Origin of the sequence: Nocardiopsis alkaliphila YIM 80379 (genome assembly GCF_000341005.1) — a bacterium.
In the GTDB taxonomy this organism is placed as follows: Bacteria; Actinomycetota; Actinomycetes; order Streptosporangiales; family Streptosporangiaceae; genus Nocardiopsis; species Nocardiopsis alkaliphila.
This window is the reverse complement of record NZ_ANBD01000146.1, coordinates 1-11553: the sequence shown is the minus strand read 5'-3', so window position 1 is coordinate 11553 and position 11553 is coordinate 1. Positions and strand designations below refer to the sequence as shown.

4 protein-coding genes and 1 pseudogene are annotated in these 11553 nt (G+C 62.7%); all 5 read left to right on the top strand.

The window, feature by feature from the left end; all coding sequences use genetic code 11:
• Positions 1-12 precede the first annotated feature (12 nt).
• The 5 genes and pseudogenes from D472_RS26100 to D472_RS27820 all read left to right on the top strand — a co-directional run bounded on the left by D472_RS26100 (position 13) and on the right by D472_RS27820 (position 10587).
• A complete protein-coding gene (locus tag D472_RS26100) occupies positions 13-6459 on the top strand; it encodes an RHS repeat domain-containing protein (protein WP_338036525.1) in 6447 nt (2148 codons plus the stop codon).
• 2 nt (positions 6460-6461) lie between these two features.
• Positions 6462-7010, top strand: a complete 549-nt coding sequence (locus D472_RS28300; RefSeq protein ID WP_152448023.1) for a hypothetical protein — start codon at positions 6462-6464, stop codon at positions 7008-7010.
• Positions 7011-7095: 85 nt separating this feature from the next.
• Positions 7096-7614: pseudogene (locus tag D472_RS0120220) on the top strand (IS701 family transposase); the annotation flags it as partial.
• A gap of 182 nt (positions 7615-7796) precedes the next feature.
• Complete coding sequence (locus tag D472_RS0120215; protein ID WP_239643017.1) at positions 7797-9224, top strand: IS1380 family transposase; 1428 nt, start codon at positions 7797-7799, stop codon at positions 9222-9224.
• A gap of 175 nt (positions 9225-9399) precedes the next feature.
• Positions 9400-10587, top strand: coding sequence for an RHS repeat-associated core domain-containing protein (locus D472_RS27820; protein ID WP_239643016.1), 1188 nt, complete (start codon positions 9400-9402; stop codon positions 10585-10587).
• The last annotated feature ends 966 nt before the right edge of the window (positions 10588-11553 follow it).

Below are 11553 nucleotides of genomic sequence, written 5' to 3'. Positions count from 1 at the left end.
GGGCAAAAGCCGTTGATCTCCTTCGTTTCCCTGGTGCTGGCGGCCGGCCTGGTCTCGGCCGTGCCCGCCTCCGCGCTCGGCTACAACAACCGTCCCGACGTGGACTTGGGCGAATCCGTGGCCGGAAGCAACGCGCCCACCCCGGCGATCGAGGTCGATGACACGGTGGCCGACGCCGCGATGACCTCACTGGAATCCGCCCGGTGGCCAGAGGCCACAAGCATCACGTTCGACACCGAAGCCGCGTCGGCGCGCGCACTCAGTGCCACCGATGAGGAGCCGGTGGCCGCGAGTGTGGTGGAGGGGGAGGAGTTCGAGGAGTGGGAGTCGTCGCTTCCTGAGCCTGAGAACGAGGAAGAAGCCACTACCGAGGACGCCGGGCCTGAGCAGGTGAGTGAGCGCAGGCTGCCACGCGAGCCCTTGGCCGAGAACGGCGAAGAGGCCGTTGAACGCGAGAGGGAATCGACTGAGCCGCCGGCCGAGGAGACCACGGAACGAGAGCCCGGTCCCGCTGAGGAGGTCGTCGAGGAACCCAGGGGAGAGACAGAACTCGACCAGGTCGAGGAAGAGCCGGCCGACCCCGTCGAGCCCGCCGGCCCGGTGACCGCGGCCGAACTGGAGGTGCTCGACCAGGACGAGGCGGCCGCACTGGGCCTGTCCGGCCTGGCTCTGCGATTGACGCGCACCGACGGTGCAGACGAGGCCGGGCCGGTGCGGGTCGAGGTCGACTACACCGACTTCGCTTCGGCCTTCGGCGGTGACTACGGTTCCCGCCTGGACTTGGTCGCGCTCACCGGGAACGAAGAGGGACCCGGCCGGTTCACCTCCCACCCATTGGAGGCGACCAACGACACCAATGCTCAGACCTTGACGGCGTTGGCCCCGGCCACCAGCGGTGGTGTGCTGCTGGCGGCGGTCGCCACGGGGGAGAGCGAGGAGGGTACCGGTGATTACACCGCGACCTCGCTGAGCCCCTCCTCCACCTGGAACGTGGGAACCCAGGCGGGCGGATTTTCCTGGAACTACCCGATCCAGGCCCCCAACGTCGCCGGTGGCCTGCAGCCGGAGATCAGCTTCGGCTACTCCTCCCAATCGGTGGACGGGCGTACCTCGGGCACCAACAACCAGACCTCCTGGATCGGTGAAGGCTTCGACTACCACCCCGGCTACATCGAACGCCGCTACCAGACCTGCCAGGAGGACGACACCGACATCCCCGACCAGTGCTGGTCCCACCACAACGCCACCCTGAACCTGAACGGGCGCTCCACCGAACTGGTCTACGACGAGGGCGACTGGACCCTGAAGAACGACGACGGTTCCAAGGTCGAACGCCTGACCGGCGCCACCAACGGTGACAACGACGGTGAGCACTGGAAGGTCACCACCACCGACGGCACCCAGTACTTCTTCGGCCTCAATCGCCTACCCGGCCACTCCTCCGGCGACGACGAAACCAACTCGGCCTGGACCGTGCCGGTCTTCGGCAACGACTCCGGTGAACCCTGCTACAACGCCGACCTGGACGAGGCCTGGTGCGACCAGGGATGGCGCTGGAACCTGGACTACGTGGTGGACATCCAAGGCAACGCCCTGGCCCACTACTACCAGGCCGAGACCAACCACTACGGCCTCAACTTCGACTCCGACCCCATCGAGTACGACCGCGGCGGCTACCTGAAGCGCACCGCCTACGGGCTGCGCGATGACGACGCCCAGGCCACCGCACCCGCTCAGGTGCTCTACAGCGTGGGTGAGCGTTGTGTGGACACCGACTTCGGGTGCAAGGCCGCCGACCGCAAGGAGTCCAACGCCGAATACTGGCCCGACACCCCGCTCGACCAGGAATGCACCGATGATTGCGCCGGACAGCATTCACCGACGTTCTGGACCACCAAGAAGCTGAACAAGGTCACCACCCAGCTCCATGATGGCGATGACTACGTCACCGTCGACAGTTGGAAGCTGGAACACTCCTTCCCCAAGCCGGGGGACGGTACCGACCCGGCGCTGTGGCTGGACTCCATCACCCACACCGGCCACACCGGTGGTGGCACCCAGACCAAGCCGGCGATCACTTTCACCGGCACCCCGATGCCCAACCGCATCGACTCCACCACCGATGGCCTGGTGCCGATGAACAAGTGGCGCATCACCGCCATCCACACCGAGACCGGCGCCCAGGTGGACGTGGCCTACGCCGACCCGGGTTGTGACCCCGACGACCTGCCCACGGCGCATACCAACACCGAGCTGTGCTTTCCCGTGGTGCGTTCCCACCGGCCCGGCGCCGACGACATCACCGACTGGTTCGCCAAGTACGTGGTCACCGACCTGGTCGAGGTCGACCTGGTCGGTGGGCAACCCGACGTGATCACCAGCTACGACTACGTGGGCGACGCTGCCTGGGCGTACATGGAAGACGACGGGTTCGTCGACGAGGACCACCAGACCTGGTCCCAGTGGCGCGGCTTCGACCGGGTCATCGTGCGCACCGGCCACCCCGATGAGACCCGCACCGAAACCGAGCACCTGTTCTACCAGGGCATGGACGGCGACCACCAACCCTCCGGCACCCGCTCGGAGCAGGTGAGTGACTCCACCGGCACCAGCGTGGACGACGACCCGGTCTTCAACGGCCAGGCCCGCGAGGTCATCGTTCGCGACGGTGTGGACGGGGACGTGGTCTCCAAAACCATCACCACCCCATGGAAGAAGCGCACCGCCTCCACCTCCCACGACTGGGACCTGGAGGCGCACCTGACCAACACCGAGCAGGTCGACACCCACTCCACCCTGGCCGACGGCTCCTTCCGTACCACCCGCACGGTCAACACCTTCGATGACCACGGCATGATCACCTCCGTGCACGACCACGGGGATGTCGACGTCGCGGACGACGACCGGTGCACCACCACGACCTACGCCCGCAACACCGGCCTGTACTTGCTCACTCCGGTGGCCCGCACCCAGACGGTGACCGCCGCCTGTGGTGAGGACGTCTCTTACCCGGGCGACGTGGTCTCCGATGAGCGCACCCTCTACGACGGAGGCGACTTCGGCGACACACCCACCCAGGCACGCCCAACTGAAACCCAGCGGGTGGCCGACTACGACGGCGACACCCCGGTGTACCAGACCCTCACTCAGAGCACCTTCGATGAGTACGGGCGTGCACTGGAGGTGACCGACGCCGAAGGCAACACCACCACCACCGCCTACACCTCCGCAGTGACTGGTGGGCCGAGCGCGTTGGTCACCACCACCAACGCACTGGACCACACCAGCACGGTCGCATACGACGAGCGCTCCCAACCGACCGCCGAAATCGACGCCAACGACAACCGCACCGAAATGGCCTACGACCCCCTGGGTCGAATGACCGACGTGTGGCTGGCCGACCGGCCCCGCGACCGTGACTTCTCCCCGTCGATGCGGTTCGAATACCACCTGTCCAAGGACGAACCCACCGTCGTCACCACCCACACCCTCAACGCCAAGGGTGACTACACCACCAGCCACCAGATCCTGGATGGCATGCTCCGCGAGCGCCAAAGCCAGGCACCGGCCCCTGGTGGTGGACGGGTGCTCACCGACGTCTTCTACGACAGTCGCGGTAACACGACCATCTCCCGAGAGGCGTACTTCAACGAAGACGACCCGAGCGGGGACCTGTTCGTGGTGGGCAACCACGACGAAATCCCCCGCTGGACCCGCACCGTCTACGACGGCGCAGACCGGGCCACCGAGGCCATCCAGATGTCGCGAGGTGTGGAACAGTTCCGCACCACCACGCAGCATCAGGGCGACCGGACCCTGGTGTCCGAGCCCGAGGGTGGCACCGGCACGACCGCGCTCACCGATGTGCGTGGCAACACCGTGGAACTGCGCAAACACCACGGGCCCGAAGCGGTGGGGGAGTACGACTCCACCTTCTACACCTACACCGCCCGCAGTGAGCTGGAAACGGTCACCGACCCCGACGACAACACCTGGACCTACACCTACGACCTACGCGGCCGAAAGGTGACCGAGGACGACCCCGACACCGGGCACAGCGAGATGGTCTACGACGACCTGGACCGTCTGGTGCAGACCACCGACGCCCGAGGTGAGGCCTTGGTGACGGTCTATGACGAGTTGGGTCGCCAGACCGAGCTTCGTGACGGACAGGGCCAGACCCGCGCGGAGTGGACCTTCGACAGTGTCGCCCTGGGGCAGCCGGCCACCTCGACCCGTTTCGAGGATGGGCAGGCCTACACCACCCGGGTGATGGGATACGACCCGGTCAACCGGCCCCGTGCCCACCAGATCAGCGTTCCCTCAACCGAAGGGGAACTGGCGGGTAACTACCTGTTCCGTACCACCTACAACCCCGACGGCAGTGTGCGCTCCACCGTCACCCCGGCCGCCGGATCGCTGCCCAGCGAGGTCACGGTCCACGGCTACGACGACCTGGGTAACCCCACCACGTTGTCGGGTAATGACCACATCGTCACCGAGGCGGTTTACTCCAAGATCGGCAACCTGGTCCAACGCGAGTTGCATCGCGGGGTTCTGGGCGCGGATCGCACCTGGCAGAGCTTCGACTACGACGAGAAGACCGACCGGCTCGCCATGGCCAGTGTGGTCCCCCAATCGGGGGAGGGGTCTTTGTCGACCCAGAGCTACGCCTATGACGACCGTGGGAACCTGCTGTCGATCAACGACGAACCCACCGACACTTCGGTGGCGTCGGATGTGCAGTGCTTCGACTACGACCACCTGCGTCGCCTGACCCAGGCCTGGACACCCGACACCACCGGGGACGAGGCCTGTGCGGCCGAACCGGAGGTCACCGATCTGGGCGGGGCCGCGCCGTACTGGCACGAGTTCAGCTATGACGCGATCGGTAACCGGGTCCAGGAAGTCCAGCACGGACCTGGCGGTGGTGTCGCTCGTGACTACACCAACCCCGAGGCGGGGGAAGGGCCGGCTCATGCCGTCACTCAGGTGGAGGAAAGTGGCTCCGCTGGCACGACCACACACTCCTACGCCTACGACGAGGCCGGCAACATGGTCTCGCGTGACAGTGGTGAGTATGACCAGAGTCTGGAGTGGGGTCCTGAGGGTGAACTGGTCAAGGTCGTCGACGGGTTGTCCACGACCGAGTACGTCTACGACGCCGATGGCGAACGCTTGTTGCGTCGGGCCAACGGGGCCACGACCCTGTACCTTCCAGGGATGGAGGTCACCTGGGACCCGGCCGAAGGTACCGAGGAAGCCACCCGCTACTTCTCCCACGCCGGTGAAACCGTGGCGGTGCGTGAGAACGATGGTTCTCTGAGCTGGGTCATGGCCGACCACCACGGCACCGGACAGATCGCGGTGGATGCCGACTTCGGTGAGGTCTCTCAGCGTCGGATGACCGTCTTCGGGCAGGACCGTGGCACCACCGGTACCTGGCCGGGAGAGCGCGGGTTCGTGGACGGCATGATCGATTCCTCCACCGGTCTGACCCAGCTCGGAGCACGTGCCTACGACGCTGACCTGGGACGGTTCATCTCCGTCGACCCCTTAATGGACCTGGTCGATGCCCAGACGATGAACGGGTACGCCTACGCCAATAACAGTCCCGCTACCTACTCGGATAGCTCCGGATTGTCGTACTGCACCCATGCGGACGGGATCTGCATGGAGGCGGGTGGGAACACCACCGTCACCTATAAGAAGGGTAAGAAGAGCCACGTCGAGACGTGGAACCACCGCCCGAACACCGGGTGGCGGAAGATCACGCACACCAAGTACCACCACACCTCCGCCGGCACCAGAACCAACTACTACAGCGCAGGGTCGGGGTGGGGTGGTTGGCGTACCGTTCAGAAGCCTGCCGTTCCTCCCAAGCCGCCGCTGGTCAACGCCACAGTCTCCCCCGAAGAGCAGAGCCTTTGGGATTCTGCATGGAATGGTGTCAGTAATTCTGCTTCAAATGCATGGGGCTGGACCAAAGAAAACTGGGGGACTATTTCGCAGGTCGCTGGTTGGGTTGGGTTTGGCGCCTGTGTAGTAGTTTCCGCTGGATCTTGTTTGGCGATCGGAGGGGCTGTCCTGGCTGCAAATGTTGGTATGGATTACGCGGTTAATGGGTCGATCAACTGGAAGGAGCATGGTTGGAGTGCCTTGATGCTTGGCATGGGGGGAGGGGCTGCCTTGGGGGTCGGCCGTTTGGCTTCTGGAACATGGAGAGGTGCCCTGGGTTCTATGGGGTCGAGGCCTACGGTCCGGGCTGGCGCGCAGAAATGGGATTATAATCCCAGGTCAGGAAATCCCCAGAGAAGAGAAGGTATTTTTCAAGGGTGGGACATGAATTCAGGTCCGGTGGACTGGGGGGCTTCGTCAGCAGGTTATGCGATTAACATCGCTAGCGGATCCACGTTCGGGGGACCTGTGCCGTACAGCAACCCCTTTTCAAGGAATTAGTTTTGCCTGGGTATATAGAGGTTTTTCGAAGTAGAGGCACCCTGCTTCTGGGGATATTTCTGAGCTTCTTTCTGTGGGTTCTGTTTGCGCTGGCAGTGATTGGTGAAGGGCTCGGGCTGTCGGGAGTCATTGTTCTCTCCAGTGTTTTCTCCCTGGCTCTTTGGTTCGAGCTGAAGGTCGTGTTCTGGAGAAATGTTTCGATCGAAGGAGGGCATCTTGTTGCTCGAGGTTACTTGACAAAGACTGCGGTTCCGATGTCTCAGGTTGAGCGAAGTTGGGTAAGTGGTGGAGCGCTACTGGTTGAACTCGAAGATGGGGGGATGTTTAATATTCCAGCGTTCCAGGGTTCTGTGGTTTCTTCCATTTTTGGAAGTCCGAGTGCTTCTCATGCTGCTAAAAGGATCAATGAGCATCGTGAGTATTGGGGTTCAAGGTGGGATAATAATGGGGGTGGAAGGGTGTCTTCCCTTCATTTGAATATGATTTCCATGCCAATTATCTGGATGGTTTCATTTTTTTCTTACTGGGCTTTGGGTGGTTTTGTTATTTAGAGCTCATTCCGAAAGTCGTCGCTGTGCTTGGATTGCTCTGGAGCTAACACGACAGTCGTATTTCGTTGTGTACTAGTCTGTGGCTGTGGTGGATGATGTCTCAACACAAGACGTTTCGGCATGGCGGGCAGGGTTGGACGAGCTGTTCGACCGCCTCGCCGGGTGCTTCGGCCGGGTGGAAACACGCAAGTGGGCCAGGACGTACCTGACCGGGCTGCTGGCGCCGGTGGAACGCAAGAACGGCTGGCAGCTGGCCGAAGCGGCCGGTGCCACCGAGCCGACAGGTATCCAGCACTTCGTGGATCGCGCCCGATGGGACGCCGACGCCGTGCGTGACGCGGTGCGTTCCTACGTCACCCAGGCACTGGCCGGCCCTCAAGGCGTGCTCGTGGTCGATGAGACCGGCTTCCTCAAGAAGGGCCGACTTTCCGCGGGGGTCCAGCGCCAGTACTCCGGTATGGCTGGGCGAGTGGAGAACTGCCAGCTCGGTGTGTTCTTGGCCTACGCCGCACCCCAGGGGCGGGCGTTGATCGACCGGGAGTTGTATCTACCCCGGTCCTGGATCGATGATCCGGACCGGTGCGCACGGGCGGGAATCGGCGAAGGGCGCTACGCCCAGGGGGTGTTCCGTGCCGGGTTCTTTAGAGGCTCGGAATCAACGCTTCAGCCTCGGGTATTCAGTGAGAGGCCACTGAATCACCTAAAAAACAGCGAAAGGTGCCCCTGACCTGCGAGGATTCGAGTATCGAGTCCGAACCACAGCAGAAAAACAGGAGCACCTTTCTGGTGAACGACACTACCGCCTGGGACAGGCGCCTGTCCGTGGAACCCACCGGCAAGAACCTGATCGGTCACACCGGAGCCGTACTCCTGCGCCGCCTGGCCGACCGAACCGGCCTCGCCCACCACCTGGCCCAAGCCCTGCCCACAAGCACAGGCAACCGGTGGCGCGACCGCACCGGTGTACTCATCGAGGCGGCCATCGCCATCGTCCTGGGAGCACGCAACCTCTCCGACGTCGAACGCCTGGGCGCCCACCACACCCCGCTCCTGGGAGCCCCCACCTCCGACTCCACCCTCTGGCGCACCCTGGCCGCCATCGACCAAACCCTCCTGGAGGGGATCAACCAGGCCCGGGCCAAAACCCGCCGCCACGTGTGGAACCTGCTCGCCCTACGCCCCGGCGGTTTCCCCACCCTCCAGGTCGCCGGGAAGAAACTCACCGGGTGGATCGTGGTGGACATGGATGCCACCATCATCACCGCCTCCTCCAATAAAGAACGCGCCACCGGCACCTTCAAGAAGACCTTCGGGTTCCACCCCCTGGCGGCCTGGTGCGCCAACACCTACGAGTGCCTGGCCATGGAACTGCGCAAGGGCAACGCCGGATCCAACACCGCCTTTGACCACCGCACCGTGCTGGACCAGGCCCTGACCCAAATCCCTGGCTCTTCCCGCGCCAAGATCCTGGTGCGTATCGACGGGGCCGGAGCCACCCACGAGTTGCTGGACCACTTGGAGGGACTGGGCACCACCAGGCGCACCGTGCGCTACACCGTGGGATGGTCCATCACCACCGCCGACGAGGAAGCGATCGCGGCCCTGCCCGAGGCCGCCTGGCACGCCGCACTGCACCAGGACGCCACCACCGATGGCGAATACCAGGTCCCTGAGCTGAGCGGGCTGAGCACTCGCCCCGGCTGGCCGCAGGGTTTGCGGTTGATCGTACGCAGGGTGCGCCCATCGGGCCGCCACGCCAAGAACCTGACCGCCCTGGAAAAGCGCACCGGGTGGAAGTACTCGATCACCGCGACCAACATCAACCGGATGTGGGGCATCGGCGGCTCCCACCAACCGCAGTGGTTGGACGCGCTGCACCGCCACCACGCCGTGGTCGAGGATCGGGTGCGCTGTGACAAGGCGATGGGGCTGTCCAACCTGCCCTCCCAGTCCTGGACAGTGAACCGTTCCTGGGTGCTTGCGGCCAACATCGCCCACGACCTGGACGCCTGGCTGCGGCTACTCACCCTGCACGACGACGAAGAACTGGTCGTAGCCGAACCGATGACGATGCGTTACCGCCTCTACCACCTACCGGCCAAGCTGACCCGTCATGCCCGCTACCGGGTGCTGGCCATCGAACGCACCTGGCCCTGGGCACAGGCGTTCACGACCTGTTGGCGGCGGCTGGGAGCACTGCCCGAGCTCAGATGAAGCCGCCCTGACCCCACGAGCAGAAGTAGGGAGGAACAGGACACCTTCCGGGAGGGTGGAACCCGGCGCGGCCCGCAGCGACACGCGAAGGCCCCGCCCCGGCACTGCCGGGACAAACCGGGGCAAATCCAACCGCTTCTCAGGCCACTCCCACCACTGAAGAATCGAGGTGGAGGTGACCTGGGATCCGGCCGAAGGGACGGAGGAGGCCACCCGGTACTTCTCCCATGCGGGGGAGACGGTGGCGGTGCGTGAGAATGATGGTTCTTTGCATTGGATCATGTCCGACCATCACGGAACCGGGCAGATCGCCATCGACGCCGACTTCAGCGAGGTGGCCCAGCGGCGGATGACGGTCTTTGGTCGGGAGCGTGGTGCCACCGGTGTGTGGCCGGGTGAGCGTGGGTTCGTGGATGGCATGATCGATGCCTCCACTGGCCTGACTCAGCTGAGGGCGCGTGCCTATGACGCGGATCTGGGCCGGTTCATCTCGGTGGACCCGTTGATGGACCTGGCCGATTCCCAGCAGATGCACGGGTATGCGTATTCGAACAACAACCCGGTGGTGTTCTCGGACTCCGATGGGCTGATCCTGTGCCAGGGCGCGCGAGGGCACGACTGCGCCCCTGTCAAAAACGATGAGGGTAAGACCACGCGTCATGTGTACACCGGGAACCGAGGGTTCAACTCGCCTAGCTATGCTGCGGGCAGTGCGTATGGTGGCGGGTCGAGGGCGATTCGCTCGGGGTGGACCCGTATTCCTTCGTGGGGTGGGCCCGTCGGGGGTCCGGGCCCCTGGGTCTCCGCGCCCGCACCTAAGCCCAAACCTGCACCTGTGCTGGTCAACGCCACGGTGTCCCCCGAAGATCAAGCTCTGAACAACGCCAAGCAGAATAATGATCGCAGCTTCTGGCAACGCTCAGGGGACTGGATCAATGATAACTGGGGAACCATCTCGGCGGTAGGTACGGGAATTGGTATGGCGGCTTGCATGGCGGCATCCTTTGGTATGTGTCTCGCTGTGGGCGGGGCGGTCGTGGCTGCAAAATTTATTCTTGATGGGTATCAGAGTTGGGCTACTGGTCGCTCTATGCGCTGGGGTGAACACGCGTTTGGGCTTGTTGGTGTTGGTGTTGGCGGGGCATATAGTGGGTGGCTCAATGGTGCGATGCGGCACGGAATGACAGGTCGAGGTATGAGGACTCACTTCTCGTTCCGGCGCGTCAAGGATGATTTCTTTGATAAAAGTTTCAATATCCGAACAAATAGAAATGGGTCGTTTGATCCGGCTGGAACTTTTTACGATGGAGCGGCAAATATGTCATCGGTTATCATTGGAAATGAGATATCGAGCCGTGGGTAATGGGTTGCTGGATGGGTGGTCTTAGGGTAGCGATGTCACTTCGACGAGGGTCTCATGTGTGGTGTTATTTTCAGGTGATCAGTAGAGGGGTTATCAAGAGTGAAGAATTCTCAGGGGCGGGTAATCCGGTTTAGGCGCTGGTCGTCGATGGTATTCGCCTGCGTGACGGCTGGTTTTTTTGGTGTCCTCTTTTTTGGAATGGGTGGAGCGGTGGCTAACTCAGGAGAAGTCTTTGTGGATGGTGTCGTGGCACTGATTTTAATGCTACTTTTTGTGCCAGTCCTGATTTGGTTTATCTTTAAACTTTGCGTCTTCTCTGGTGTGGATGTAAGTGAAGATAGAGTCACGGTCCGAAATTTTTCTGAAGAGACCGAGGTTGCGATAAGTTTAATCGACTCTGTCCGCTGGCAGGGGGGGTGCGTCTTGTGCTGAAAGACGGGACAAAGGTAAAGTCTATCGCTTTTCCGGATTCTCTTTTTTCTTTTGTGTTGCAATATAGAAATTTTAGGCGGGTTGCCAGGCGGTTGGGTGCTGAGATTGAAAAGAGATCGCATGGTTTGACTGCGGTTGATTCTGTTGGGGTTCAGCGGCGTAAGGAATGGAGCCTGCCCTTGTTGTTCTCTGTTGGGCTCTTCTATTTTTCGCTGTTGGCATTCTCATATTTGATATTTTCGTAACTCTTCAGATGTCTCGGTGAGGGACACATGGTTTCGGGGACTCAGCACCTGTCCTCGGCCTATCTGACCAGAGTGTCGAAGGCACCGATCCCGTGCTTGGTGGCGGTCGCCACGTAGGAGCACACCGCGCAGAGCCCCCCGGCCTTCGTCGGCCCGGCTCGTTATGGCCAGCGTGGTGCCCCAACGAGGGGAGGGGCCGGCTCATGCCGTTACTCAGGTGGTCGAGAGTGGTTCGGCTGGTGCGACCACACACTCCTACGCCTACGACGAGGCCGGCAACATGGTCTCG